This window comes from Mycobacterium liflandii, from assembly GCF_022354805.1.
Classification (GTDB): Bacteria; Actinomycetota; Actinomycetes; order Mycobacteriales; family Mycobacteriaceae; genus Mycobacterium; species Mycobacterium marinum.
In genome coordinates this window covers 2635573-2660985 of sequence record NZ_CP023138.1, presented here as the reverse complement: position 1 = coordinate 2660985, position 25413 = coordinate 2635573, and the positions used below count along the sequence as shown (strand labels likewise).

Annotated in this window: 26 protein-coding genes and 4 pseudogenes; 7 read left to right on the top strand and 23 right to left on the bottom strand. The window is 66.6% G+C overall.

All coding sequences use genetic code 11. The annotated features are described in order from the left end of the window. Positions 1-6: 6 nt before the first annotated feature. A pseudogene (locus CKW46_RS11985) lies at positions 7-696 on the top strand (winged helix-turn-helix domain-containing protein); the annotation flags it as partial. Here the strand turns inward: CKW46_RS11985 and CKW46_RS11980 are convergent. Both CKW46_RS11980 and CKW46_RS11975 read right to left on the bottom strand, forming a co-directional pair. Then, positions 697-1647, bottom strand: a complete 951-nt coding sequence (locus CKW46_RS11980) for a lysophospholipid acyltransferase family protein (protein WP_482053188.1) — start codon at positions 1645-1647, stop codon at positions 697-699. It lies immediately after the preceding pseudogene. A gap of 118 nt (positions 1648-1765) precedes the next feature. Next, a complete protein-coding gene (locus CKW46_RS11975; RefSeq protein WP_015355198.1) occupies positions 1766-2248 on the bottom strand; it encodes an MPT63 family protein in 483 nt (160 codons plus the stop codon). A gap of 289 nt (positions 2249-2537) precedes the next feature. Here CKW46_RS11975 and CKW46_RS11970 point away from each other — a divergent pair, with 289 nt between their 5' ends. After that, positions 2538-2957 (top strand): MarR family winged helix-turn-helix transcriptional regulator, encoded by a 420-nt coding sequence (locus tag CKW46_RS11970; protein WP_012393620.1) that lies wholly within the window; start codon positions 2538-2540, stop codon positions 2955-2957. A gap of 15 nt (positions 2958-2972) precedes the next feature. Here the strand turns inward: CKW46_RS11970 and CKW46_RS11965 are convergent, their stop codons facing one another. The 3 genes from CKW46_RS11965 to rpsB are packed head-to-tail and all read right to left on the bottom strand — an operon-like array spanning position 2973 to position 6059. After that, entirely contained in the window at positions 2973-4391 is a 1419-nt protein-coding gene (locus CKW46_RS11965) for an amidase (protein WP_015355196.1), read from the bottom strand. Between the two features lie 20 nt (positions 4392-4411). Beyond that, a complete protein-coding gene (gene tsf, locus CKW46_RS11960) occupies positions 4412-5227 on the bottom strand; it encodes a translation elongation factor Ts (protein WP_482053187.1) in 816 nt (271 codons plus the stop codon). A 1-nt stretch (position 5228) separates the two neighbouring features. Further along, positions 5229-6059, bottom strand: a complete 831-nt coding sequence (rpsB, locus tag CKW46_RS11955; RefSeq protein ID WP_015355195.1) for a 30S ribosomal protein S2 — start codon at positions 6057-6059, stop codon at positions 5229-5231. 304 nt (positions 6060-6363) lie between these two features. Between rpsB and CKW46_RS11950 the strand changes: the two genes are divergently transcribed. Then, entirely contained in the window at positions 6364-6870 is a 507-nt protein-coding gene (locus CKW46_RS11950; protein WP_015355194.1) for a M23 family metallopeptidase, read from the top strand. Between the two features lie 21 nt (positions 6871-6891). On the opposite strand, the gene CKW46_RS11945 is transcribed toward CKW46_RS11950, so the two are convergent. The 8 genes and pseudogenes from CKW46_RS11945 to CKW46_RS11910 form a co-directional block, all read right to left on the bottom strand. Beyond that, positions 6892-7800: a tyrosine recombinase XerC gene (locus CKW46_RS11945; RefSeq protein ID WP_012393616.1), complete on the bottom strand. Its 909-nt coding sequence runs from the start codon at positions 7798-7800 to the stop codon at positions 6892-6894. Positions 7801-7831: 31 nt separating this feature from the next. Further along, positions 7832-8991 (bottom strand): annotated as a pseudogene (locus tag CKW46_RS11940) (lactate 2-monooxygenase). Positions 8992-9014: 23 nt separating this feature from the next. Beyond that, the gene (locus CKW46_RS11935; RefSeq protein WP_482053186.1) at positions 9015-9863 is read right to left on the bottom strand and encodes a siderophore-interacting protein; all 849 of its coding nucleotides are present in this window, start codon (positions 9861-9863) and stop codon (positions 9015-9017) included. A 32-nt stretch (positions 9864-9895) separates the two neighbouring features. Beyond that, positions 9896-11071, bottom strand: a complete 1176-nt coding sequence (gene dprA / locus CKW46_RS11930) for a DNA-processing protein DprA (RefSeq protein WP_015355191.1) — start codon at positions 11069-11071, stop codon at positions 9896-9898. Further along, the gene (locus tag CKW46_RS11925; RefSeq protein WP_482053185.1) at positions 11068-12579 is read right to left on the bottom strand and encodes a YifB family Mg chelatase-like AAA ATPase; all 1512 of its coding nucleotides are present in this window, start codon (positions 12577-12579) and stop codon (positions 11068-11070) included. The genes dprA and CKW46_RS11925 overlap by 4 nt, the downstream gene beginning before the upstream one ends. After that, the gene (locus tag CKW46_RS11920) at positions 12579-12947 is read right to left on the bottom strand and encodes a YraN family protein (RefSeq protein WP_011740111.1); all 369 of its coding nucleotides are present in this window, start codon (positions 12945-12947) and stop codon (positions 12579-12581) included. Before CKW46_RS11920 ends, CKW46_RS11925 begins: the two co-directional genes overlap by 1 nt. 116 nt (positions 12948-13063) lie before the next feature. Continuing rightward, positions 13064-13885, bottom strand: coding sequence for a formate dehydrogenase accessory sulfurtransferase FdhD (gene fdhD / locus CKW46_RS11915; protein ID WP_482053184.1), 822 nt, complete (start codon positions 13883-13885; stop codon positions 13064-13066). 134 nt (positions 13886-14019) lie between these two features. Next, entirely contained in the window at positions 14020-15000 is a 981-nt protein-coding gene (locus CKW46_RS11910) for an NAD-dependent epimerase/dehydratase family protein (RefSeq protein WP_482053183.1), read from the bottom strand. Between the two features lie 117 nt (positions 15001-15117). Here CKW46_RS11910 and CKW46_RS11905 point away from each other — a divergent pair, with 117 nt between their 5' ends. Then, positions 15118-16476, top strand: a complete 1359-nt coding sequence (locus tag CKW46_RS11905) for a WS/DGAT/MGAT family O-acyltransferase (RefSeq protein ID WP_482053182.1) — start codon at positions 15118-15120, stop codon at positions 16474-16476. 77 nt (positions 16477-16553) lie between these two features. Continuing rightward, positions 16554-17338 (top strand): annotated as a pseudogene (locus CKW46_RS11900) (ANTAR domain-containing protein). Positions 17339-17343: 5 nt separating this feature from the next. Here CKW46_RS11900 and CKW46_RS11895 read toward each other — a convergent pair. The 4 genes and pseudogenes from CKW46_RS11895 to rplS form a co-directional block, all read right to left on the bottom strand. Continuing rightward, a complete protein-coding gene (locus tag CKW46_RS11895) occupies positions 17344-17649 on the bottom strand; it encodes a DUF2469 domain-containing protein (RefSeq protein ID WP_012393608.1) in 306 nt (101 codons plus the stop codon). A gap of 4 nt (positions 17650-17653) precedes the next feature. After that, positions 17654-18488 (bottom strand): annotated as a pseudogene (locus tag CKW46_RS11890) (ribonuclease HII). 2 nt (positions 18489-18490) lie between these two features. After that, the gene (gene lepB / locus CKW46_RS11885; RefSeq protein WP_117437112.1) at positions 18491-19354 is read right to left on the bottom strand and encodes a signal peptidase I; all 864 of its coding nucleotides are present in this window, start codon (positions 19352-19354) and stop codon (positions 18491-18493) included. A gap of 111 nt (positions 19355-19465) precedes the next feature. After that, positions 19466-19807: a 50S ribosomal protein L19 gene (gene rplS, locus CKW46_RS11880; RefSeq protein WP_012393605.1), complete on the bottom strand. Its 342-nt coding sequence runs from the start codon at positions 19805-19807 to the stop codon at positions 19466-19468. Positions 19808-20164: 357 nt separating this feature from the next. Between rplS and CKW46_RS11875 the strand changes: the two genes are divergently transcribed. Next, entirely contained in the window at positions 20165-21124 is a 960-nt protein-coding gene (locus tag CKW46_RS11875) for a serine hydrolase (RefSeq protein ID WP_240274945.1), read from the top strand. A gap of 111 nt (positions 21125-21235) precedes the next feature. On the opposite strand, the gene trmD is transcribed toward CKW46_RS11875, so the two are convergent. The 5 genes from trmD to CKW46_RS11850 all read right to left on the bottom strand — a co-directional run bounded on the left by trmD (position 21236) and on the right by CKW46_RS11850 (position 23847). Then, positions 21236-21928: a tRNA (guanosine(37)-N1)-methyltransferase TrmD gene (gene trmD / locus CKW46_RS11870; protein WP_011740102.1), complete on the bottom strand. Its 693-nt coding sequence runs from the start codon at positions 21926-21928 to the stop codon at positions 21236-21238. Positions 21929-21936: 8 nt separating this feature from the next. After that, positions 21937-22461: a ribosome maturation factor RimM gene (gene rimM / locus CKW46_RS11865; RefSeq protein ID WP_011740101.1), complete on the bottom strand. Its 525-nt coding sequence runs from the start codon at positions 22459-22461 to the stop codon at positions 21937-21939. Between the two features lie 24 nt (positions 22462-22485). Beyond that, positions 22486-22728 (bottom strand): RNA-binding protein, encoded by a 243-nt coding sequence (locus CKW46_RS11860; RefSeq protein ID WP_003878715.1) that lies wholly within the window; start codon positions 22726-22728, stop codon positions 22486-22488. Positions 22729-22736: 8 nt separating this feature from the next. Continuing rightward, positions 22737-23222: a 30S ribosomal protein S16 gene (rpsP, locus tag CKW46_RS11855; protein WP_011740100.1), complete on the bottom strand. Its 486-nt coding sequence runs from the start codon at positions 23220-23222 to the stop codon at positions 22737-22739. 205 nt (positions 23223-23427) lie between these two features. Then, positions 23428-23847, bottom strand: coding sequence for a nuclear transport factor 2 family protein (locus tag CKW46_RS11850; protein WP_036427198.1), 420 nt, complete (start codon positions 23845-23847; stop codon positions 23428-23430). A 71-nt stretch (positions 23848-23918) separates the two neighbouring features. On the opposite strand from CKW46_RS11850, the gene CKW46_RS11845 reads away from it, so the two are divergent. Continuing rightward, complete coding sequence (locus tag CKW46_RS11845; protein ID WP_015355181.1) at positions 23919-24791, top strand: D-alanyl-D-alanine carboxypeptidase family protein; 873 nt, start codon at positions 23919-23921, stop codon at positions 24789-24791. Positions 24792-24810: 19 nt separating this feature from the next. Here the strand turns inward: CKW46_RS11845 and CKW46_RS11840 are convergent, their stop codons facing one another. Beyond that, positions 24811-25413: a TetR/AcrR family transcriptional regulator gene (locus tag CKW46_RS11840; protein WP_012393599.1), complete on the bottom strand. Its 603-nt coding sequence runs from the start codon at positions 25411-25413 to the stop codon at positions 24811-24813.

The following is a 25413-nucleotide window of genomic DNA, read 5'->3' as shown; positions in this document are numbered from 1 at the left end:
CCCTGGTTCGCATCGGTAATACAACACGCGCGGCTAGACGCTGCCGACCCACCGGATTGGGCCGGCCCAGATGTCGCGATGATCGACGCGCGCTCCGACCTGACAACTGCCCGCAGCGCCTGCCGACGGCTGACCGCCAACGCGCCGTCTGTTGCGGTGGTTGCAGTTGTCGCCGCGGCCGACTTCGTCGACATCGACATCGATTGGCACTTCGACGACGTCTTGCTGGCGGCGGCCGGCGCGGCCGAGCTGCGGGCCCGGCTGCGGCTGGCGGTCATGCGTCGCCGCCGGGCCCGCAAAGGCACCCTGGAATTCGGCGACCTCGCCATTCACCCGGACAGTTGCACGGTCACCGTGGCCGGCGAAGCCTTAGGCCTGACACTCACCGAATTTCGGCTGTTCCACTTTCTCGTCCGCCACGCCGGACAAGCCTTCACCCGCACGCGGCTCATGCATGAAGTCTGGGGCTACGACTGCAACGGACGGGCCCGCACCGTCGACGTTCATGTGCGGCGACTGCGCGCCAAGCTGGGAGCAGACCACGAATCGATGGTCGATACCGTGCGGGGCGTGGGCTATATGGCGGTAACGCCACCGCCGCCCCGATGGACCGCCCGACAACCCGTACTCAGCCCGGGTTCGGGGCCAGAGCCGCAAGACATTTCGGTGCCGACCGAACAGGTCCTCGTCCGCTGATCACCCGAACAGGGGCAGAGCGCGCTTGCGCGCCAACGCGTCCATCCTGTGTTGGATGCTGTCCTCAACCTGGTGGTAGATGTCGTCGATGTACGCGTCGTCATCGGTGCGGTCGGGATCGTGGTCAAGATCGATCGCGGGCATAAACCGGGTGCGGATCTTGGCCGGCAACGGCAGCTGGGGCAGGGCAGCTGGCGCAATCCCCCATGGCAGTGAGATTGCCAGCGGGAACACCTTCAAGCGCAGCAGCCGGTCAAGTTGTAGCACCCGCGACAGACGGTCCCCACGGATCAGAACCGGCATCGCGTCCGCCCCGCCGACGGTCGCAATCGGCACGATCGGGACTCCGGCACGAATCGCCATCTTCACGAATCCCTTGCGCCCGGCCAGGTTGGCACAGTCGCGCTCGGTCCACGGACGCAATGAATCCACCTCGCCGCCCGGCCACAACGCCACGTCGCGGCCCTCGGCCAACGCCGTGGCGATCGCGTCCGGAGCGGCGGGGAGCACTCCCATAGACCGGAAGTAGCGCCCAATACCCGGAATCGCCATCAGCGCATCGTGAGCCGTACCGTGCAGCGGACGCTGCGGACCGAACCGCCGCCACCACTGCAGTCCCACCGTCCACGCATCCCAGACAAAGGGAGCACCCGAGTGAATGCCGATCAGCAGTGCCGGCGAATCCGGGATGTTTTCCCAGCCGTCGATCTCCATGCGAAACCAGTAGTCGACCAACAGATTCCAGAAAAACTTCTGCCGCTGCAGGGTGGCCTCGTCTTGGCCATCTAGGTCCCACCGCCCCGCTCGTTGCGCCACCCAACCGCTGAGTCCGCCGTCGCGGCGCTCACGCTTGTCATCCATCGCCACTCTCGCCCGCTCGGCATGGCGCTGAGCTTGTCGCCGTAGCGGTTCCGGCCTGGGGTCGGTTGCACTCGTGTCGGTTGCGCTCATGGCGAAGGAGTACCCGTTTGCCAGACCCACGACTCAGCCAATCGAACGGATTTCGGCGGCACAAACAACCCTCCCCGCGCCAGATGACGCGGGGAGGATGTCGGCTAGCGGTGCGCAATCAGACGTTACTGGTCCAGATGAGAACGTCTTGCACGCCGTCGTTGTACACAACGCCATTAGGCGGTGGGCCGGTCACATCGAAGTACAGGACGCCACTTTGGCTGTTGCCCTGCAGGATCGGTGCGGGATTGAGGCCACCGGGTGCCGGGACTTCGTTGACCACTCCGTAGGTGTCACCGTTGGCCGCGCGGGCGTTGAAGCTCGACACCAGCGGGGTGATCGTTCCGGTCACGGACCGAGCCGTGACGTCGGCCGAGTAAAGCTGTCCCTGAGGTAGGTAGCCCGCAATGGTGACATCGCTGAGCTGCAGGTTACCGACCGTGTAGGAGGTGACCATGGGCCCGTCGACGAGCCGTTCGCTGGTCCCGAAGCCTTGAATAGTCGGTGGCGCGGCCAACGCTGACGCTGCGCCGAAAACGCTTGCCGCCGCAATGGCCGCGGCCCCCACAGCCGTCTTCATGGTGGTAGCAATGAACTCCACGGTTATCCCCTCTCTCTCGTGTCGTTCAAACAGTCCGCCCCGCCATGGGGACCAACCGCTTTCAACTGGGTTTCCGGGTGCCGCCGGACCCAAACACCGATAACCCGGGAATTGTTTTGCCACACCGATCTAGCTGCGGGGACTGTGCATTTTCAGTTTGTTTCCTTTTACACTGCAGCATCATTGGCATCAGCTCTTACAGCGGCATCAATTGCCGGCCTTTGCTGAACCAAGCGCTTCCCGGCGACGATCGCGACCGCGTTCCGCGCGATATGTCAGGATGGTTGACATGGGTCAAGCCGAAGAAGCCCCGCTAGGGTTCCTGCTCTACCGGGCCGCAGCGGTGCTGCGGCCAGAGGTTTCTACCGCACTGAGCCCCCTGGGGCTGACGTTGCCGGAATTCGTCTGTCTACGCATACTCTCGGCGTCGCCCGGCCTGTCCAGCGCCGAGTTGGCCCGCCACACCAATGTCACACCGCAGGCGATGAACACGGTGCTGCGCAAATTGGAAGAGGTCGGCGCGGTATCGCGCCCAGCATCAGTGCCCTCCGGTCGCGCCCTGCCTGCCACCTTGACCGCACCCGGACGGGCCTTGTTGAAGCGCGCGGAGGTCGTCGTGCGCGGCGCCGATGACCGCATCCTGGCCAAGCTGACCCCAGCTGAGCAGCGTGAGTTCAAACGGATGCTGGAGATGCTGGGCACCGAATAGCGGGCACGTCTACATTCACCCGGGTACGTGGATGCGCGCGAAAGGCTGCGCTTCCTCCAATTCGTAGGCCAGCTCGAGCAGGCGGGCTTCGCGGCCGATGTCAGCCGTGAGCATCATGCCCACCGGCAACCCATCCGAGGATTGGGCCAGCGGTAGCGAAATCGCCGGGTCACCGGTGACGTTCTGCAGCGGAGTAAAGGTGACCCACTTGCGCAGCCGCTCGATGACCTGGTGGTAGTCAGTGGGCGAAAGGTAGCCGACCTGCGGCGGCGGGTCCGCGAGGGCAGGCGTGAGTACCACGTCATAGCGTTGGAAGAACCGCTCTGTGTGCCGCCGCAGCGTACGCAACCGGGCCACCGCCGTGGGTAAGCGGTGCACATTGCGGTTGGCGTGGCGAGCCAACCCGAGTGTCAAACTGTCCAACCGGTTGCGATCGAACGACTTACCGAAAGAATAGCGGCCGGTAAGCACCTGCGCGGTGGCCAAGAAGCCCCAGTACAAGATGAAGTCGTCGGGCAAAGACTCCGGTACCGGAACCTGTTCGACATATTCGACCCGGTGCCCAAGTTCCTCGAGAAGCCCGGCGGTCTTCAATGTCAGTTCCCGCATCTCGGTGCCGCATTCACCGTCGACCGAGCGAGTCACCACCGCGATCTTGAGCCGCTCGGTGCCGGGCCGGGTGACGTCCCCGATGGGTGGCAATCCACTCGGCCGCCAGCTGCGCTCGACCTCGCGGTAGATGGCAGCGGTGTCGCGCACCGACCGGGTCAGCACACCATTGGCGACGATGACCAGTGGCAGTCGGCGCAATTGCGAATTCAATGGCAGCCGACCGCGCGACGGCTTGAGCCCGACGAGGCCGTTACAGGATGCCGGAATTCGGATCGAACCCCCGCCGTCGTTGGCGTGCGCGATCGGCACCACGCCCGCGGCCACCAACGCCCCCGATCCCGACGAGGAGGCGCCCGCGGTGTGGTCGGTATTCCACGGATTACGGACCGGGCCCAACCGGGGATGCTCGGCCGCGGCGCAGAAGCCGAACTCCGACATCTGCGTCTTACCCAACGCGATCAATCCGGTAGACAGCAGTTCCCGGGCAATCTCACTGTCGGTACCGGCCCGACGGGGCACCCACGCGTCAGTGCCCCGCATCGTCGGCAGGCCACTGACGTCGACGTTGTCCTTGATATAACTCGGCACCCCGCCGAAGAAGCCGCGCCCCGACCCGCGCCCGTGCTGCTGAGCCGCGTCTCGCGCCCGGTCAAAATCGGCGTGCGCCACGCCGTTGAGCCGGGCGTTGACCGCTTCGGTCCGCGCGACGGCGGCCTCGACAACCTCGACCGCACCCAACTGGCCGGACCGGATGGCATCGGCTAGGCCGACAGCGTCAAGGTCACCGAGGACGTCGTCACCGAAAGCGTGGACACGGACCATACGGTCGACGGTAGCCCAAGCTAGGCCTGGCCCACCTCGAACCGGACGAACTGCGTGACCGTCACACCAGCGTCGTCGAGCAGAGCCTTGACGCTCTTCTTGCTGTCGGACACCGAGGGCTGTTCGAGCAGCACAGCGTCCTTGAAGAAGCCGTTGAGCCGGCCCTCGACGATCTTGGGCAGCGCCTGCTCGGGCTTGCCCTCTTCCTTTGCGGTCTCCTCGGCGATACGGCGCTCGCTGGCCACCAGGTCTTCGGGCACGTCCTCGCGCGAGAGGTAGCGCGCCTTGAGCGCGGCGATCTGCAGTGCCACCGCATGCGCCGCTTCGGCATCGGCACCGGTGTACTCGACCAGCACCCCGACCGCCGGCGGCAGGTCGGCCGCCCGACGGTGCAGGTAGGTCTCGACCGTGCCGCCGAAGATCGCGACGCGACGCAGTTCCAGCTTCTCGCCGATCTTGGCCGAGAGCGCCCCGATGGCCTCCTCGACCGTCTGACCGCCGATGCTGGCCGCCTTGAGCGCGTCAACATCAGCGGCCTTCGACGCCACCGCCGCAGCGACGATGTCGTCGGCAAGCTTCTGGAACTCCGCATTCTTGGCGACGAAGTCCGTCTCGCAGTTCAGCTCGATGAGCGCGCCATCCTTGGCAGCAACCAGACCCTCGGCGGTCGCACGCTCGGCGCGCTTGCCGACGTCCTTGGCACCCTTGATCCGCAGCGCCTCGACGGCCTTGTCGAAGTCTCCGTCGCTTTCGGCGAGCGCGTTCTTACACGCGAGCATGCCAGCACCGGTCAGCTCCCGAAGTCGCTTGACATCGGCAGCGGTGAAGTTCGCCATTTCAGCCTTCCGTGGGGGTTGTTTCGGTTGCGACAGCGCCTTCGGCCGGGGCGGTGGCAGTGGCACCGGCAAGCAGCTCCTGCTCCCATTCGGCCAGCGGCTCCGCGGCCTCGACCACAGGCTTGCCATCACCGCGGCCCGCTCCGGCACGTGCCTGCAGGCCCTCGGCGACCGCGGAGGCAATCACCTTGGTCAGCAGCGCGGCCGAGCGGATCGCGTCGTCGTTGCCCGGGATCGGGTAGTCGACCTCGTCGGGGTCGCAGTTGGTGTCCAGGATCGCGATGACCGGGATACCCAGCTTGCGGGCCTCGCCGACGGCGATGTGCTCCTTGTTGGTGTCGACAACCCAGATCGCCGACGGCACCTTGGCCATGTCGCGAATACCACCGAGGCTGCGCTCGAGCTTGTTCTTCTCCCGGGTCAGGCCCAGGATCTCTTTCTTGGTGCGGCCCTCGAAGCCACCGGTCTGCTCCATGGCCTCGAGCTCCTTGAGGCGCTGCAGCCGCTTGTGCACGGTGGAGAAGTTGGTGAGCATGCCACCCAGCCAGCGCTGGTTCACGTACGGCATGCCGACGCGGGTCGCTTCGGCGGCGACGGACTCCTGCGCCTGCTTCTTGGTGCCGACAAACAGCACGGTTCCACCGTGGGCGACGGTCTCTTTGACGAACTCGTACGCCTTGTCGATGAAGGTCAGCGTCTGCTGAAGGTCGATGATGTAGATGCCGTTGCGGTCGGTGAAAATGAACCGCTTCATCTTGGGATTCCAACGACGGGTCTGGTGCCCGAAGTGGGTGCCGCTGTCAAGCAGCTGCTTCATGGTTACAACAGCCATGCTGATGCCTTACTTGTGTCGGTTGTTCGCCCGGTATCGGCTGAAACCGGGGCCCTGGCGCCTGCCGCGATGCCGAACCCGCTCCGGAGACTCCGGCTACGGGACCGCTCGGCATGCTGTTGCGGATCCCTGAACTACCGGGCCGCGAAGCAAACGCGCGAAGTCAGCCCGCGGTTGCGAGCTGCGTCGAGAAGTTTACACCGAAGCCGGCGACGGTTTTTCCACAGCGGCCCCGTGGCGCACAGATCCGCGAATTTGGCTGGCAAGGACGCCGTCGGCGCATTGAACTGATCATGTGCGACGGGTGACGGTGGCTGCATCCTGGTTGGCATCCTGGCTTGCCGCCTGGTCGCTGCTGGGCGCGGCGGCGGCACATGCCGACGACACCCGGTTGCAGTGGCCGTTGCGGCCGCCGGCGGTCGTGTTGCGTGGTTTTGATGCACCCACACCGAATTGGCGCCCCGGGCATCGCGGCGTCGACTTGGCCGGGGTCCCCGGCGAGCCGATCTTTGCCGCCGGTGACGCGACCGTCGTGTATGCCGGAACCTTGGCGGATTGGCCGGTCGTTTCGCTGGCCCATCCAGGCGGCTTGCGCACCAGCTACCAGCCGATGCGCCCGACGGTGCGAGCCGGCCAGCACGTGACGGCGGGATCAGCGGTAGGCACCCTGGTGGCTGGGCACCCGGGCTGCCCAGCCAAGGCGTGGCTGCATTGGGGCGCGATGTGGGGGCCGGCGTCGGACGCCCACTATGTCGATCCGCTCGGCCTGCTGAAATCCACCCCGATCCGGCTCAAGCCCGTGACGGGCTGAGCTCCCCGCCGGAGGGCCCGGCTAGGCCCGCGGATGGGCCTGATCGTGTACGGCGCGCAGTCGCGAGACCGCCACATGGGTATAGAGCTGGGTGGTGGCCAAACTGGAATGCCCGAGCAACTCCTGGACCACCCTCAGGTCGGCTCCACCTTCAAGCAGATGGGTGGCCGCGCTGTGACGCAACCCGTGCGGCCCCATGTCGGGGGCCCCATCCACCGCGGCGACGGTTTGATGAACCACCGTGCGGGCTTGCCGCACATCGAGGCGCCGGCCCCGGGCGCCGAGCAGCAGCGCCGGACCGGACTCCGCCGTTGCCAGTGCCGGACGTCCGTCTGCCAGCCAGGCCTGAAGCGCTTCGGCAGCGGGCTGGCCAAACGGCGCGGTGCGCTGCTTGTTGCCCTTCCCGAGCACCCGCACCAGCCGATGGCCGGTGTCGACGTCGTCGATGTCAAGACCACACAGTTCGCTCACCCGGATCCCGGTGGCATACAGCAGTTCGACGATCAAGCGGTCCCGCAAGGCCAGCGGATCCCCTTGCTGCGCGCCGGACTTCGCCGCCGTCATGGCCGCCAGCGCTTGGTCCTGGCGCAGCACGGCGGGCAGGGTGCGGTGCGCCTTGGGCACCTGCAACCGCGCCGCGGGGTCGGTGGCCAACAGCCCGCGCCGCACCGCCCAGGCGGTGAAGGCCTTGACCGCAGAGGTGCGCCTGGCCAGCGTCGTTCGGGCCGCCCCGGCCCCCGCCGCGGTAGCCAGCCACGACCGCAGCACGGGCAGACTCAGTGCCCGCAGGTCAGCGCCGCGGCCGGCGAGATAATCCAGCAGCGATCGCAGGTCGCCCAGATACGCGCGACGAGTGTGGGCCGAGCGGCCGCACTGCAGTGCGAGGTATTCGTCGAACTCCTCGAGAATCGCTTCGCTGTTGTCCGGCACTCCCCCACCGTCGCAGACAGCGCTGCGGGTTTCAGTTGACGCGCCGCAATGTGTCCGGGGTGAGATCTTTGCGCGTGGGATACCCGTCGACGGCCATGATCAGGTCGGCTTCGGCGAGCAGCATGCGCAGTACATGCACGACGCCGTCCACGCCGCCCAGCGCCAATCCGTAGGCGTAGGGCCGCCCGATGCCGACCGCCGTCGCGCCCATCGCCAGCGCCTTGATGATGTCGGCGCCACTGCGAATCCCCGAGTCGAAAAGCACCGGCAGCCCGTCGGCCGCCTCGACCACACCCGGCAGACAGTCCAGGGCCGGAAGACCGCCGTTGGCCTGGCGTCCGCCATGGGTGGAGCAGTAGATGCCATCCACGCTCCCGTCCTTGGCGCGCCGGGCGTCATCGGGATGGCAGATGCCCTTGACGATGAGTGGCAGATCGGTGAGTTCGCGCAGCCAGGCGAGATCGCTCCAGGTCAGCGGGTTTCCGAAGAGCTGGGCCCAGCGCAGCACGGTCCCCTGCGGGTCTTCCTCCGGGGGCGGGGCAGGCCGGCGCGGAACACCGGGTCGCTGGTGTAGTTGCTCAGGCAGTGTCCGCGTAGTTGGGGAAAATTGGCGGTGCTCAGGTCACGCGGCCGCCAGCCGGGGATCCAGGTGTCGAGGGTGACCACGATGCCCTTGAAACCCGCGGATTCGGCGCGCTGCACCAGGCTGGCGGCCAGCTCGCGATCCTTCGGCGTGTACAGCTGAAAGAACCCGGGGGTGTCACCGAACTCGGCGGCCACGTCTTCCATGGGGTCGGCTGTCAGGGTGGAGACCACCATCGGGACTCCGGTACGGGCCGCCGCGCGCGCGGTGGCCAGATCGCCGTGGCCGTCCTGGGCGCACAGTCCGATGACGCCGATCGGTGCCAGGAAGATCGGTGAGGGCAGGGTCAGTCCGAACATCTCCACGGTCAGGTCGCGTTCCGCGGCACCGACAAACATGCGCGGCATCAGACCCCACCGGTCGAAGGCCTCACAGTTGGCGCGCTGGGTGCGCTCGTCGCCGGCCCCGCCGACCACGTATGACCACACCGACGGCGGCAGCGCCATCTGAGCCCTGGACTCCAGTTCGGCGAAGGCCATCGGCAGCCCTGGCACTACCCCGGATAGCCCCTGGAAGTAGATCTCGTACTGATAGTCGCCGAATGCCATGCGATGAGAATGCCAGCCGGCGGTCAGCTACCCGCTTCTGACTCCGCCAATTCCCTTTTCCAATGCCGGAACGTCTCCTCGGTGCGCCCGCGTCGCCAGTAACCAGAGATTGAGGACGCCCATTTCGCATCCACACCCCGCTCCTTGCGGATGTAGGGGCGCAAGTTGTGCATGACGGCCTGGGCCTCGCCGTGGATGAAGACGTGCACCTGACCGGGAAGCCACAGGGCGGTCTTGACGGCCTCGATCAGCGGCGCATGGTCGCCGGCACGATCCGCTGAAACCAGATCGGCGCGACCACCGCGGTAGACCCAGTTGATCTGGACCGACTCCGGCGCGCGCAATTCGATCTCGTCGTCGGGACCGGCAACCTCGATGAACGCTTTGCCGACAGCGTCGGCGGGCAGCTCCTCGAGCGCAGCGGCGATGGCCGGCAGCGCGGATTCATCGCCGGCCAGCAGATGCCAGTCGGCCTCCGGGTCGGGCTTGTAAGCGCCGTTAGGACCCATCAGGTAGACCGGCTCGCCAGGTTGCGCGGCCGCCGCCCACTGACCGGCTACCCCGTGTTCGCCATGCGCCACGACGTCGAGCACGATTTCGCGCGCCGCGGCGTCGACACGACGGACGGTCAGGGTCCGCACCGCGGGCTGCTTCTCGGGCGGAAGACTGGAAAAGCAATCCAGTGTCAACGGCCGAGGCAGTGCGGCCACGTCGACGTCATGCGCGACGAAAACCAGCTTGACGTCAGAGTCGGTGAATTCGCTGGGAACGAATGTGTCGAAGCCGCTGCCACCGACTCGCACCCGGACCATGTGGGGCGCGAGTTGTTGGGTACCCACGACTTCGAAGGTGTGTACAGGTCGACCCGCCACTACTCCTCCTGTCCAGATCCGACCCCAGTCGACTATACGAGCCGCGCCCGCACGCCCTCGGCCGCGGGCCGTGCGCGGCCGGCGCGCACCAGGCGCCACCGCCCGCCGTCACGCTCGGCCAGTCCGGCCACCTCGAGGATCGCCAACCGCCCCATCACCTGTTCGGCCACCAGCCCGGATGCGACAGCGATCTCGTCGACGCTCATCGCGCCGCGACCCGGCAATGCCTCATAGACCTGACTTTCGGACTGGCTGAGTCCGTCCAGGACGGACGTGGGACGCGATTGTTCGAGGGACAATTCGCCGATCCGACCGACCAGTTCGACTATCTCATCGGCGCGGGTGATCAGCTGCGCCCCGTTGCGAAGCAGCACATGGCAGCCCGCCGAAGCCGATGATGTCGCCGGCCCGGGCACCGCGGCCACGATCCGCCCCAGCGCCCGAGCCCACGCGGCGGTGTTGGCGGCACCGCTACGCAGCCCCGCTTCGACCACGACCGCGGCGCCACCGAGAGCAGCCACCAACCGGTTGCGGGTGAGGAACCGATGCCGGGCCGGCCGCACACCCGGCGGGTATTCGGTGACCAGCAAGCCGTGCTGGCCGATCCGATGAAGCAGGGCCGAATGCCCGGTGGGGTACGGGATGTCGATCCCACCGGCCAGTACCGCCACCGTGGTGCCCTCGGCAATGAGCACTGCGCGATGGGCCGCTCCGTCGATTCCGTAGGCACCGCCGGAGATGACCGCAACGTCACGTTCGACCAGGCCGGCGGCCAGATCCGCGGCCATGTGCTCGCCATATGCCGTCGCGGCGCGGGTTCCCACGAGAGCGGCGGCGCGCTGAACCACCTGGTCGAGGCGAGCGGGGCCCTGCACCCACAACGCCATCGGAGCTCCGCCGTTTCCCTTCGCCCGGATCGCCGAACCAGAAAAAGCCGTGAAGGCCACCACCGGCCACTCGTCGTCGTCGGGTGTGATCAAGCGCCCGCCACGGCGCGCGAGTTGCTCGAGATCCGCTGCGGCCCGATCGATTTCGCATCTGGCCCGGGTCAAGCGGGCAAGCTCGCCGTCAACCTGGCCGCGCCGGATCCGCTCGGCCGCCTCTACCGGGCCGACTCGTTGCACCAGGGCAGCCAATTCCGCGCACGGCGGCTCCGCCACGCGCGACAGGTAACCCCAGGCCCGCAAGGCACTATCGGACGCGCTCATCGGCAAGCTCCCGGCTGCCGAAAGCTCAGCGCGGTCGACACCTCGTCCAGGCCGGGTGCCGCCCGGCCGGCCAAGTCCGCCAGACTCCACGCGACTCGCAGAGTTCGATCGACACCGCGGATGCTGAGCAGCCCCCGATCCAGCGCCGTGCGCAACGGGACCATCGCTGAGTTGCCAAGCCGGAATTCCCGACGCAGCAGGGGGCCGCTGACTTCTGCATTGGTGCGAAAGCCGTGCGGCTGCCACCGCTGGGCGGCCGCGTTGCGGGCCTGGGCCACCCGGTCACGAACCTGCGAGGTCGACTCGCCCGCCACCGCCGAGAAGGCTCCGGCCCGCACCGGGTGCATCTGTACCCTCAGGTCCACCCGGTCCAGCAACGGCCCCGACAGTTTGCCGAGGTAACGTCGCTTCACCGCCGCCGCACAGATGCAGTCTTGCGGGTCCGCTGGAGCGCATGGACACGGGTTTGCGGCAAGCACCAGCTGAAATCGGGCCGGGTAACACGCCACTCCGTCGCGGCGGGCAAGGCGGATTTCTCCGTCCTCCAACGGAGTTCGCAACGCTTCCATGGCGCTGACGCTGATCTCGGCGCACTCGTCGAGAAACAACACCCCACGATGTGCCCGGCTGACGGCGCCAGGGCGGGCCATGCCCGTGCCGCCCCCCACCAGCGCGACGACGCTGGAACTGTGGTGCGGCGCCACGAACGGCGGCCGGGTGATCAGCGGGGTGTCCCCCGACAACAAACCAGCCACCGAGTGGATCGCGGTGACCTCCAGTGACTCGCCGCGCGACAGCGGCGGCAGTAAACCCGGAAGGCGTTGTGCCAGAATCGTTTTGCCTACCCCGGGAGGACCGGTCAGCATGAGATGGTGCGCACCGGCCGCCGCCACCTCGACCGCAAAACGCGCTTGGGACTGCCCGAGCACATCGGCCAAGTCGGCCGAAGTCCCCTCGCTGGTGGCCGCGGGCCCGCTGCGACTGTCCAAACCGGCAGCACCCGTCAGCCAGCCCTGCAGTTGTCCCAGGGTGCGCACACCCCAGACATCGATGCCATCCACCAGGCTGGCCTCGGCCAAGTTATCCGCCGGAACCACCACGGCCGGCCAGCCATCGCGCTTGGCGGCCAACACGGCCGGCAGCACGCCACGCACCGCGCGGACCCGGCCGTCCAGCGACAACTCCCCCAACAACAGCGTCTTTTCCAAACGCTGCCACGGCTTTTTTCGCTGCGCCGACAACACCGCAGCGGCCAGGGCAATGTCGTAGACCGAACCCATTTTCGGCAGGGTGGCCGGCGACAGTGCGAGCGTCAGCCGAGCCAATGGCCAGCTGTTGCCGCAGTTGGTGACCGCCGCGCGAACCCGGTCGCGGGATTCCTGCAGTGCCGCGTCGGGCAGACCCACCAGATGCACCCCCGGCAGCCCCGAGCTGATGTCGGCTTCGATTTCCACGATCTCGCCGTCCAGCCCGCACACCGCCACCGAGAACGCCCGCCCCAGCGCCATCAGCCCACGCCCATCAGATGCGTGATCTCGGGGTTGGCGCTGCGGCCGATGCGCACCCCGATGACATCGAGGCGCACGGCCGCCCAGCCGCGGTCCTGACCGGCCAGCCACAACCCGGCCAGGCGGCGCAGCCTGCGGACCTTGCCTTCGGTCACCGCCTGGGCCAGCCCGCCGTACCCGTCGCCGGTGCGCGTCTTGACCTCAACGAACACCACGGTGCGGGTGGCAGCTTCACAGGCGATCACATCGAGTTCGCCATAGCGGCACCGCCAGTTTCGGGTCAAGATCTGTAGCCCCTGACCGCTCAGATGCTCCACGGCCAGCTGCTCCCCCAGGGCTCCCAGTTGCATGCGAGTCAACGTCTTCATGCGCCCAAACCTGCACGCCGGCCCCGACACTGGCCGCCGGACCGAGGGCGTCAGGGAAGCAAAACCGCCCGATTATCAACAGTCGCGCACTCGTCCACAACGGGCCGACAGTGGATTCAGACGATGCGGTCCGGGCGCGTGTAGACGTTCATCGAGTCTTCCCGCAGAAACGCTACCAGCGTCATCCCGGATTCTTCGGCCAGCGAGACCGCCAGCGACGACGGGGCGGAGACCGCGGCCAGCACCGGGATCCCGGCCATCAGCGCCTTCTGCGTCAGCTCGAACGATGCGCGACCGCTGACCAGCAACACCGACCCCGCCAACGGAACCCGATCGTGCTCGATGGCCCAGCCGATGACCTTGTCTGCCGCGTTGTGCCGGCCGATATCTTCGCGGATCACGTGCATTGTGCCGTCCGCGCTGAACAACGCCGCGGCGTGCAGGCCGCCGGTGCTCGCGAAAACCTTTTGGCCACTACGGAGTTGGCCGGGCATCTCCTCGAGCGCACCGGCCGTGATGGTGGCCGGATCGTCGCCGGGCAAAAATCGGCTGATCAGCCGCACCGCGTCCAGCGACGCCTTGCCGCAGACTCCGCACGACGAGGTGGTGTAGAAGTTGCGGGTCACATCGAGGCCCGGCGGGCTTACCCCGGGCGCCAGCGTGATGTCCAAGACGTTGTAGGTGTTGGCGCCATCGGCACCGCGCCCGCCGCAATAGCGGACCGTCAGCACATCATCACGGTGGGCGATCACCCCTTCGGTCAGCAGGAAACCGCGCGCGAGCTCAAAATCCGAGCCGGGGGTGCGCATGGTGACCGATATCGGCACACCGTTGACGCGGATCTCCAGCGGCTCCTCGACGGCCAGGGTTTCCGGTCGGGTGATCGCATAACCGGCGGCGAGGTGCTTGACCCGCCGACGCGCCGTTACGTGGCCCACTGACCGGCTTCGATTGGCCCCGCCGCCGAATCGCACCGGCAGGAGGCCACGGCATCGGCAGGGACCGCAGAACACCCGAACACGGCCTCAACGTACCTCGATTGCGCACCGCCTGTCGGATCGGCCGGCCGCCGTCATATCGCTGCAGCCAGCGCCGACAAGGTTTCAGCTGACGAGTGCGTCGGCGACCACCCGAGTTCGCGTTTCGCCTTGGCGGTGTCCATCACCACGGGTTGTCGCACCGCATGAAGCCATTCGAGCAGCGAGGGTACCAGCGGCAACCGGGAAATAGCCGCGGATGCGACCGAGGCGGCGGCCGCTGGGACCCGGACCGGACGGCCGCCCAGCGCCCTGGCCATGTCGGTGATCGTCACGACCCCGTCAGCGGCGATGTTGTAGGCCCCCGCGGGCACCGGTGCGGTCGCCGCCAACGCTATCGCGGCTGCCACGTCGTCGTGATGCACCAGCTCCACCGGGACACCCGGATCCGGCACGATCGGCTTCAGCATCGGCACCACCCGGCTCAGCGCGCGCACCGGCGCGGGCACCTGCCTGCACGGCATGGCCTCGGCCAACGAGTAGGCGTGCGGGCCCGCGACGATACACGGGCGCAGGACGAACACCTGCAGTAACGAGTCCTCGGTGATCTTGGCGAGCTCTGCCTCGCTTTGCGCCTTCTGCTCGGAGTAGTAGTGCTCCGGTGATCCGCGCGCGGGTACGTCCTCGGTGATGGCCGCCGGGTTGTCCGAGTGGTAGCCGTAGGCCGCCACCGACGACGTGTAGACCAGGCGGCGTGGCCGGCGCGCCGCGACGGTCGCTTCGAAGACGTTGCGGGCGCCCTGCAGATTGACCTGCGCGCTCTCGGCACGCGATCCGAGCTTGATGAACGCCAGGTGGACCACCACATCGGCCTGGGCGACCAACGCGTCGACCGCATCGCGATCCAGGATGTTGCCCCGCTGATAGGTGGTCTTGGACCAGCCGTAGATGGCCGGGTCAAACGGCCGGCGCGCCATACCGACGATCGACGCCACGGCCGGCTCCCGCTCCAGCGCGGTGACCGCCGAGATGCCGATATCTCCAGTCGGCCCGGTAACCGCGACAGCAACACCCACCTAGAATGGGTTTCCGCCAGCGACCGCGCCCAAACGCAGGACCAAAACCCGCAATGTGTGCGGGGCCTTGCGCGCGGCTATCCCGGTTGGTGTTGCTCGAGTTCGGGGAGACGAATGATGAAGCTGATCGCACCCACCGATTCCATGTTCTTGCTCGGCGAATCGCGCGAACACCCGATGCATGTGGGGGGCCTGCAGCTGTTCCAGCCGCCCGAGGATGCCGACGAGAACTTCGTCACCGAGGCATATGAAGCCATGCTCGACTGCACCGACGTCCAGCCCATGTTCCGCAAGCATCCCGCGTTCTTGGGCACGATGACCAACTTCGCGTGGACATTCGACGACGACGTGGAGCTCGACTATCACTTCCGCCGGTCCGCTCTCCCCCGGCCAGGCCGGGTACGGGAGCTCCTCGAGCTGACCTCTCGGCTGCACGGCAGCCTGCTCGACAGGCACCGGCCCCTCTGGGAAGCCCATCTGGTGGAGGGACTCAACGACGGGCGCTACGCGGTCTACATCAAGTTCCACCATTCCTTGCAGGATGGGGTTTCCGCGCAGAAGCTGATGCAGCGCGCATTCAGCACCGATCCGGATGACGATGAGATCCGGGTGCCGTGGGAACTAAAACCGCGGCGCCGCTCGAACCCGGGGCACAGATCCTCACCGCTTCGGCTACTCACCGAGACGGTTGGCGCCACAGCATCTCTGGCGCCCTCGGCGCTGTCACTGGCCCGCGCGGCGCTGCTCGAGCAGCAACTGACCCTGCCATTTCGAGCCCCGAAGACGCTGTTCAATGTCCGGATCGGTGGAGCACGCCGGGTCGCCGCCCAGTCCTGGTCCCTCGATCGCATCAAGGCGGTGAAGAACGCGGCAGACGTCACCGTCAACGATGTCGTGCTGGCGATGTCGGCCGGCGCGCTGCGCGCCTACCTGATCGATCAACACGCGCTTCCCGACGCCCCACTGATCGCCATGGTTCCGGTGAGTCTGCGCAAGGAAGGCGATGCCGATCGCGGCGGCAACATGGTCGGCACCCTGCTGTGCAACCTCGCGACCAACCTCGACGACCCGATGAAACGCCTCCAGGTGATCAGCCAGTCGATGTCGGACAACAAGAAGGTGTTCGCTCAGCTTCCCCGCATCCAGCAGCTGGCGTTGTCGGGCTTACTGACCGGCGGTTTGGTGTTCGGACTGGTTCCCGGTTTCGTGGCCACCGCGCCGCCACCGTTCAACGTCGTCATATCGAATGTTCCCGGCGCGCCCAACCCGCTGTATTGGCGGGGCGCGCGGCTGGTCGGAAACTATCCACTCTCAATTGCCCTGGACGGCCAGGCGATGAACATTACAGTGACCAACAACGCCGACAATCTCGATTTCGGGCTCGTCGGTTGCCGGCGCAGCGTGCCTCGCCTGCAGCGCATGCTCGGGCACTTGGAGACATCGCTGAAAGAGTTGGAACGCGCTGTCGAAGTTTGAGGGCCCGGCCAGGCCCGATAATCTACGCCAGCGCACTGGGGGGCGACTCCCCCCTGCCACCCGAAGTGAGGGAACACGTGACGGCCACACCGAAGGACAGCAACCCGGACTCGGTACCGGGTGGGACGACCGCCGACCCGGCGACAGTCTTTGCGGCCCTCGCCGAGATCATCTATCAGGGCGCCCAACCCGCCGAGACGTACTCCGCGATCTGCATCGCCGCCACCCTGATCGTTCCGGGGTGTGACCATGCCAGCTTGCTGGTCCGCACCAATGACCGCTACATCACCGTCGGCGCCAGCGACCGGCTGGCCCAGCACGTCGACGAACTCGAGCGCAAAGCCGGCGACGGCCCGTGCATCGACGCTATCGAGGAAGAAACGCCGCAGATCGAAACGGACCTGACCACTCCGACGCAATGGCCGAAGTTTGCGGCCGCGCTTCTGGCCCAAACACCGGTACGCGCGCCATGGGATTCCGGCTGCTGGTCGACAAGCGCAAGGGCGCCGCACTCTACCTATTCAGCGAAACCCCCAACAGTTTCGATACCGAGTCCGCCGGCCGTGCGGCGGTGCTGGCATCGTTTGCGAGCGTGGCGGTCAACGCCATCGCACACGGCGAGGATGCCGCCAGCCTGCGCCGCGGGCTGCTCAGCAACCGCGAGATCGGAAAAGCCGTCGGCATGTTGATGTTGCTGAATGGGTTCACCGAGGAAGAGGCGTTCGACCTGCTCCGCCACCATTCCCAGAGCCTCAATATCAAGCTCGCCGATGTTGCCCGCACCGTCATCGAAAACCGTGGCCAGCTGCCCCCCGAAGCCCTCGAAACCGACGACACGGTCAACCCCACCGTCAGCGGCTAGGAGAACTATTCGGGCAGCCTCAGCTCGGGCTTCTCCACCTCTTCGATGTTGACGTCCTTGAAGGTGACCACCCGCACCTGCTTGACGAACCGAGCCGGCCGGTACATGTCCCATACCCAGGCATCGGCCAGTCGTAGCTCGAAATACACCTCGCCATCGGCGTTGCGCGGCACCATCTCCACGCTGTTAGCCAGGTAGAAGCGTCGCTCGGTTTCCACGACGTAGCTGAACTGGCCGACGATGTCCTTGTATTCGCGGTACAGCGAGAGCTCCATCTCGGTTTCGTACTTCTCGAGATCCTCTGCACTCATCTGCTCAGACGTCCTTCTCCCAACAATTTGCCAGATCTCCCGCTCGGGGCCCTGCAGGACTCCGCGCGCCACCGGCGGCGCCGATCGCCGCCCGGTCGGAAATCTTGCCCCATCTTTCCCTACCCGGTTCCGTCACGCTCTTGGGGAGGGTCCGCTTCGCGTTCGGCCGTCGCGGCGCCGTTGGACCGGGTGGCCACTCGGCGAACGTTGATGAACGACCGACGATGCTCGGGGCAGGGCCCTAGCTGGGTCAGCGCCAGGGTGTGTGCGCGGGTGCTGTAGCCCTTGTGCTCGGCGAATCCGTATCCGGGGTACTGGGTGTCCATCGCCACCATCAGCCGATCGCGGCTGACCTTTGCCAGCACGCTGGCCGCGGCAATGCAGGCGGCGGCCGCGTCGCCACCGATCACCGGCAGCGACGGCACCGACAGTCCCGGGACCCGAAAGCCGTCGCTGAGCACATAGCCGGGGCGCACCGACAGCCCGGCCACCGCCCGCCGTATGCCTTCGATGTTGGCCACGTGCACACCACGACGGTCGACCTCCACCGACGGAATGAACACCACGTGATAGGCCAGGGCATAGCGGCAGATCAACGGGAACAGCTTTTCCCGAGTCTTTTCGGTGAGTTTTTTCGAATCGTCGAGGGCGGCCAGGCTCTCGTAGCGATTCGGCCCGAGTGCGCAAGCGGCGACCACCAGCGGGCCCGCGCACGCACCTCGCCCCACCTCATCCACACCGGCTACCGGTCCCAGACCGCTGCGCTGCAGCGCGGACTCCAGCGTGCGCAGTCCGGAAGACTTGCGGATCACGGTTCGTGGCGGCCAGGTGGTGGCCACGGTTACTGGCCCGTTTGGGGGTTCACCGAACGCACCACGCCCCACCGCGACGGCGGCCACACGATAAACCGCGCCTTGCCGATGACGTTGGCCACCGGCACGGTGCCGGCCATGGCGTCCCCGGTGCACAGCATGGGGCAATGTGCCCGCGAATCCGCCGAGTGGGTCCGATTGTCGCCCATCACCCACAGCCGGCCCGCCGGGACGGTCACCGGCCCGAATTCGCTGCCCAGGCAGGGGTAGACGGATGGGTCAGCCAGCATGGTGGCCGGATCCAGATATGGCTCCTTGAGCGGCTTACCGTCGACGGTCAACCCGGTGTCGGAGCGGCATTGGACGGTCTGTCCGCCCACCGCGATGACGCGTTTGACCAAATCGTTCTCGTCCGGGGGTACGAAACCGATGAACGAGAGGGCGTTTTGCACCCAGCGCAGCGCGGTGTTGCTCGAACGTATCGACTTGTAGCCGACGTTCCACGACGGTGGCCCCTTGAAGACGATGACGTCACCGGGCTTGGGTGAAGTGAACCGGTAGGTGAGCTTGTCCACCATGATGCGGTCACCGACGCAGGTCGAACACCCGTGCAGGGTGGGCTCCATCGACTCCGACGGAATCAGGTATGGACGCGCCACAAACGTCAACATCACGTAGTAGATCACTATCGCGATGACGGCCAGGGTCGCGAATTCACGCAGGGTCGATTTCTTGGCCAGCTTCGACTCGTCCTCGTCGGCCGCCCTCGACTCCGCCCCAGGTTCTTCCTGAGCCGCCGCACCCGGGGCATCAGCACCTCGAGCAGCGAGCGGCGCCTCCGACTGACCTGCGTCGGGCTCGCGCTCAGATGGGGAGTCCGTGGTTTCGGTCACGTGATCAGCGTAGCCAGCGCGCGCCGTAGCCTTCGAGACTGGCGAGCCACTGGCGAGTTGAACCGCCGGTGGTGCCCAGGCAGGCCGGGATGGCCACCAAGGCCGCGCCGGTCAGCGCTTCTCCTTGATCTTGGCCTTCTTGCCGCGCAGTTCACGAAGGTAGTACAGCTTGGCGCGACGAACGTCACCACGCGTTACCACCTCGATGTGGTCGATGTTCGGCGAGTGCACCGGGAACGTCCGCTCGACGCCGACGCCGTAGCTTTCCTTGCGCACTGTGAACGTCTCGCGGATGCCCCCACCCTGCCGGCGAATCACCACACCCTTGAACACCTGGATACGCTCCTTGGCGCCCTCGATGACTTTGACGTGCACATTGATGGTGTCGCCCGGGCTGAAGGCCGGGATGTCGTCGCGCAGCGACGCCTGGTCGACGAAGTCCAGCCTGTTCATTGGAAAGACACTTCCTCCGGATCGCGGCTCGGCAGACCGCATACACGCAGGCACGCGGCACTTACCAAGCCAATGGATATGGGCTTTATGGGTGTATCTCGCAGCAGGCGGAGCAAGCGGCCCGCCGACAACTGCTAAAGACAACTGGCCAATTGTGCCAGACGGTACGCATGCAGTGAAAATCACAGGAAATCCGGGCGGTTCACATCGTCCGCAAAGCGCCTGCAAGTGGTACATATGACAGGTGCCAAACCGCGCAGGCCGAACCCTCAGCTTTGCGTGATTCCCGGGGCAGATGGCAGTGCGGCCGCCACACTTGCGCGTCTTCGCGTTACCGGAGAGTGCTGAAGGAGAAGCATGCGAGCACGGCCGCTGACGATGCTGACCGCCGCGGCGGCGGTGGCATTGGTGGTATCGCTGGTGCTCACCGGTTGCGAGGCAAAGGTGCAGGCCAAGGCGTATGGGACCGATGATCGCGAATCATCCCGGCAACAATCCCAGCCCCAGCAGCAACAGCTGATCGAACTGCTGCTGCGTGCCATCACGCCGCCCGAGGATCCGGCCGCGCTATTGCCCTCGGCCGGTCTGGTCGGGGTTCAAGAACGCATCCAGCGGGCAACCGAGGAAGCCGCCGCCAAGGGCGCCACCATCACGGTCGCGATCCTGGACCGCGCTACCCACCAGCTGGTCTCCAACGGCAAGACCTCGATCATCGCCACCGCCTCGGTGTCCAAGCTGTTCATCGCCGACGAGTTGTTATTGCGGGCGTCCCAGGGCAAGACCACCCTTTCTGCCCAGGATCGCCAGGCCCTCGAAAACATGCTGCGCTCATCGGATGACGGCGCCGCCGAGCAGTTCTGGGGCGAGCTCGGCGGCGATGCCATCGTCACCGAGATCGCGACCCGGTACGGATTGGCCGCCACCGCACCACCCAGCGACGGGCGCTGGTGGAACACCTTCAGTTCCGCACCTGACCTGATCCGCTACTACGAGATGTTGCTCGACGGGGAGGGTGGGCTGCCGTTGCAGAGTGCCGCCATCATCGTCAACGACCTGGCCCAGTCCACTCCGAACGGAATCGACGGCTACCCACAACGGTTTGGCATCCCCGACGGCCTCTACGCCGAACCGGTCGCGGTCAAGCAGGGGTGGATGTGCTGCATCGGCGCCGACTGGATGCATCTGTCGACCGGAATCATCGGCTCGGACCGCCGCTACATCATGGTGATCGAATCGCTGCAGGCCTCCGATGACGCCACCGCGCGCGAAACGATCACCCAAGCCGTCAAGACGATCTTTCCCGCCGGCCGGATCTGACCCGGTCCAGCGCGGGCCCTACGGCCCCGCAACGCCCCTCTTGCCGGCGAGCAGACGCGGAATCGCGCCAAACCGCTTCGCGATGTGCGATTCCGCGTCTGCTCGGCAGGGCTACTCCGGTGGCGCGAGGTCGGGCCGGCGCTCCCGGGTGCGCCGCAACGAGACCTCCCGGCGCCAAGTGGCGATGCGCGCGTGGTCACCGGAGAGCAGGATCTCGGGCACGTCGAGCCCCCGCCAGCTCGGTGGCCGGGTATAGCTGGGCCCCTCCAGCAACCGATCCAGTTCCGGCGAAAACGAATCCTCTTGGTGGGATGCGGGATTGCCCAGCACTCCGGTCAACAATCGCAGCACGGCCTCGATCATCACCACCGCCGCGGACTCCCCGCCGGGCAGGACATAGTCGCCGATCGAGACTTCCTCGACCCGCATGCGCCGGGCCGAGTCCTCGGCGACCCGCTGGTCTATCCCCTCATACCGGCCGCAGGCGAACACCAAGTGCTGCTCGGCACTCCACCGTTGCGCGGTGGCCTGGTCAAACAGCGAGCCGGCGGGCGTCGGGACAACCAGAAGCGTTTCAGCCGAACATATTTCGTCAAGCGCTTCCCCCCAGACCGGCGCCTTCATGACCATTCCGGGCCCGCCGCCGTAGGGCGAGTCGTCTACCGAGTGGTGCACGTCGTAGGTCCACCGGCGCAGGTCATGCACCTGTAGGTCGACGAGGCCCGACGCAATCGCCCTGCCCGGCAACGATTGCCGCAGCGGGTCCAGGTACGCCGGGAAAATCGTCACCACGTCGATTTTCATGACACCCCCTAGGACCCCAGGTCCAGCAGCCCGTCGGGCGGGTCGATCTCGAGAATGCGATCGTCCAGCGACACCGACGTGACGATCGCGCCGACGAACGGCACCAACACCTCGCCGGAATCACATTTGACCGCCAGCAACTCGCCGGCACCGGTGTGCAGTACCTCGGCGACCACTCCGACGTCTTGGCCCGCCGTGGTCCGGACCCGAAGTCCCTCCAACTGGTGGTCGTAGTAGGTGTCGGGCTCCTCGATCGGCGGCAGGTCGGCGGAATCGATGACGAACAGACTGCCACGCAGCCCATCGGCCGTGTCCCGGTCGTTCACCCCGGCCAATCGCACCAGCAGCCGCGCACCGTGCTCACGCACGCCTTCGATCACATAATTGCGGCCGGTGCCGCCGTCTCGGGATCTCTTGGCGCGCAGGCTGGCGCCCGGCGTGAACCGGCGGTCCGGTTCGTCGGTTCGGATCTCGACGACAACCTCGCCGGTAATCCCGTGCGCTTTCACCACGCGCCCGATTACCAGCTCCATCGGTGCTCCATGAGCAAGGCTTCGCTACTGGTCGGTGTCCACCACGTCAACGCGGATACCACGGCCGCCGATGCCGGCGACCAGTGTCCGCAGTGCCGTTGCGGTACGTCCCCCGCGCCCGATCACCTTGCCCAAGTCGTCGGGGTGGACGTGGACTTCGACGGTGCGTCCGCGACGGCTCGTCACCATGTCCACCCGCACATCGTCGGGGTTGTCCACGATTCCGCGGACCAAATGCTCGACAGCGTCGACCACGACAGTGCTCATAGCGGTCGTCAGCTCTCGGCCGATTCGGTCTGCTCACCCTCGGCGGAAGCTTCCACCTTCTCGGCCGCCGCATCGGCGTCGCCTTCGCCGCCCTTGGCCTTCTTGGCCGGCGACTTCTTCTTCGGCTTGGTGGCCTCGGTGGTGGGACCACCCTCGGCGGCAGCCAACGCGGCGTTGAACAGTTCGAGCTTGCTGGGCTTGGGCGGCTTGACCTTCAACCGGCCCTCGGCGCCGGGCAGGCCCTTGAACTTCTGCCAGTCACCGGTGATCTTGAGCAGCTTGAGAACGGGTTCGGTGGGCTGCGCCCCCACGGACAGCCAGTATTGGGCCCGCTCGGAGTTGATCTCGATCAGGCTCGGCTCTTCCTTGGGGTGGTAGCGGCCGATGACCTCGATCGAGCGACCATCACGCCGGGTGCGAGCGTCCGCCACCGCGATGCGGTACTGCGGGTTACGGATCTTGCCGAGCCGGGTGAGCTTGATCTTTACAGCCATGAAAGCGATTTCTCCTGTGTGTGCACGCTGCAATTCAGCGATCCGGGCGGGATGCCGGGAACCGGTTTTGCCTCGCGTGTTCGACCACCGGGCGGTATCGCAACGATGCACGGTCGCGCGGTGGACAGCCGCCCATTGTGCCAGAGCACCCTGCGATCCCGGAAATTCGCTCGATCCGCCAACGCACCGCTGGGGCGCGCCGGCGTCAGGGGCGTCGATCGAAGCACTTCGTTTCGGCGCGGCGGCTCATCCGCCAGCCCTCGGCGGTGCGCACGAACTCGTCGTCGTACCAGAGCCCGAGCAACATGGTGGTGGGCTTCTCGCCGGCGAACACCATCGGGTTGAAGCAGAAAGTGCGCGCGGTCGCGGTGTCGCCGGCGAGCCGAATCGATGGCAGACCCAGCATGTGCGCGTAGTTGGCGAAGTTGGGCAACACCTCGGCAAGCCACGCCTTGACGTGCGGGTACTGGCCGTCGATGCCGCCCATCGCGCGGTAGTCGATATAGGCGTCCGGGGTGAACACCTTGTCGAGGTCATCGAATCGGCGCAGATCAATGGCGGTGGAGTAGTCCACGAGCAGCTGCTGGATCTCTAACCGGTCAGAAATTTCGGGCAGGCTCAACATGATTCGATTCAACACCGCCGATCCGTTCGAAAATAGGCGTCCCGAAGCCGCGGAAGTTACACTTTGCGCCCATGCGAAAGGTCATGGCCGTAGCCGCGGTGCTGCTCACGGCCGCCACCATCAGCGGTGCCACCGCATCGGCCGATACCGAAATGCAGCCGGCCGGATCGGTGCCAATCCCCGACGGTCCCGCACAGACCTGGATCGTCGCCGATCTGGACACCGGCCAGGTGCTTGCCGGGCGCGACCAGAATGTCACCCACCCGCCCGCGAGCACCATCAAGGTGCTCCTGGCTTTGGTGGCGCTCGACGAGCTCAACCTGAACTCGACCGTCGTCGCAGACGAGGCCGACACGCACGTGGAGTGCAACTGCGTCGGCGTCAAAGCGGGTCACACCTACACCGCCCGTCAACTGCTCGACGGCCTGCTGCTGGTGTCGGGCAATGATGCCGCCAACACGCTGGCGCAGATGCTCGGCGGCCAGGACGCCGCGGTCGCCAAGATGAACGCCAAGGCGGCCGCGTTGGGCGCCATGAACACCCACGCGGCCACTCCCTCGGGATTGGACGGCCCCGGCGGGTCGGGATGGTCGACCGCTCATGACCTCGCGGTGATCTTCCGCACCGCGATGGCCAATCCGGTGTTCGCGCACATCACCGCGGAGCCGTCGGCGATGTTCCCCGGCGAGGATGGTGAGCACCCGATCGTCAACCAAGACGAGCTGTTACAGCGCTATCCGGGCGCGATCGGGGGCAAGACGGGCTACACCAACGCCGCCCGCAAGACCTTTGTCGGTGCGGCGGCCCGAAACGGCCGCCGGCTGGTGATTGCCATGATGTACGGGCTGGTCAAAGAGGGCGGGCCCACCTACTGGGACCAGGCCGGAAGTCTTTTCGACTGGGGATTCGCCCTCAACCCGCAGTCCGGCATCGGATCTCTGTAGCCGCCGGCGGGCTCGACCGCTAGGGAGCGGTATCCGGCACCGCGGCGCTCAGTAGCGCGGCGAGCACCGGGATTCGCTGCTCGTCGATGTCCGGCTGAGGCAACACCGCCCCCACGATCGCGGCTCCGTCGAACACGTTGGTCAACACCGCCACGATGGCCGGGAAGGTCTCCTCCGGGAAGCCCTCAGCGCCGGGCAGGGTGCGCGCGGCGTCGTAGATCTTGGCGCGATATTGCCCCAGCACGTGCTGCAGGGTTTCTTTGAGCTTGTCGTCGGTGCGCGCCGCGATCATGAGTTCATACAGCACCGCGTTGGTCGCCCCGGCGGTGATGTCGCGCAGTATTGCCAGCGCCGCTTCCAGCGCCGGCCGGTCCGCGGGTATTTCGGCGACTTGCTTGGTGAAGATGTCCAGTTGCCGGCGCAGCACCTCGTAGGCGGTCGCCGCCATGAAGTCGCCCATCGTCTCGAAGTGACGGAACAGAGCGCCCACCGACACGCCGGCACGCTTGGTGATGATGGCCGCCGACGCCCGAGCGTATCCAACCTCGACGATGGTGTCGATGCTGGCCTGCAGCAGCCGCGCGACGGTTTCTTCGCGGCGTTGCTGCTGGGTCCGGGCCAT